The organism is Asticcacaulis sp. YBE204 (assembly GCF_000495855.1).
Taxonomy (GTDB): Bacteria; Pseudomonadota; Alphaproteobacteria; order Caulobacterales; family Caulobacteraceae; genus Asticcacaulis.
Window position 1 is genome coordinate 1 of the sequence record NZ_AWGF01000035.1, and the last position, 938, is coordinate 938.

The following is a 938-nucleotide window of genomic DNA, read 5'->3' on the forward strand; positions in this document are numbered from 1 at the left end:
GTAAATCTGGCGCTGGCCTCCGATCTGGACATCGCCGACGCGGCCGACATCATCACCAACATGCAATCGGCGTTTAACATGCCGATAGACGAGATCCAGCGCGTCGCGGATGTGATGACCAAAGGTTTCACAAGTTCAAACAGCAATTTGATGGATTTTGGCGAGGCGATGAAGTACGTCGCGCCGATCGCCGAGGCGGCCGGGGCCAGTATCGAGGACACCACCGCCTTGCTGGGCGTGTTGGCCGATAACGGCATCAAGGGGTCTATGGCCGGTACGGCGGCCAGTGCGATGTTTACGCGGTTACAGGCGCCCGTCGGGCAGGCGGCTGATGCGTTGTCAGAATTGGGCGTAAAAACAAAGGACGGCAAAGGGAACATGCTGCCGATCGCGAACATCCTCAAGAAAATTAACGGCTCGTTTAAAACCAACAAGCTCGGCACCGCGCAGCAGGCCGAATACCTGAAAGTCATTTTCGGCGAAGAGGCGATGAAAGGCGCTATCAAGCTGATTGACGCCGCCGGTAACGGCAAGCTGAGCGAAAAACACAGCACCGTCACCCAGTCAAAAGGGGCTACGGCACAGATTGCCCGAGTGAAGGTGGACAACCTCGACGGCGACCTGAAAAACCTGTTTTCGGCGTGGGAAGATGTTCGCATTGAGGTGTTCGACGGCCAGAATTCAGCGCTGCGCAAGCTCACGGTTTCCGCCACCGAATGGCTCACCAAGGCGGGGGCATGGGTGAAGGCCAATCCTGAGCTGGTCGGCACGCTGGTGAAAGTCACGGCGGGCGTCACGGCCCTGATCGGCGGCCTCGCTGCGTTGGGCCTTATCGCATGGCCGGTGATGGCCGGGGTCAATATGTTGATCGCCGGGGCCGGGCTGCTGGGAACGGTCTTTACCACCGTCGGCGCCGGGATTGCGGCCGCATTCAGTGT

At 59.4% G+C, this 938-nt stretch carries 1 protein-coding gene; it reads left to right on the forward strand.

Going from position 1 to position 938, the window contains the following annotated elements:
* Window positions 1–938, forward strand: a 938-nt coding sequence (locus tag AEYBE204_RS39180) for a phage tail tape measure protein (protein WP_023464153.1), incomplete at both ends; no start/stop codon positions are given.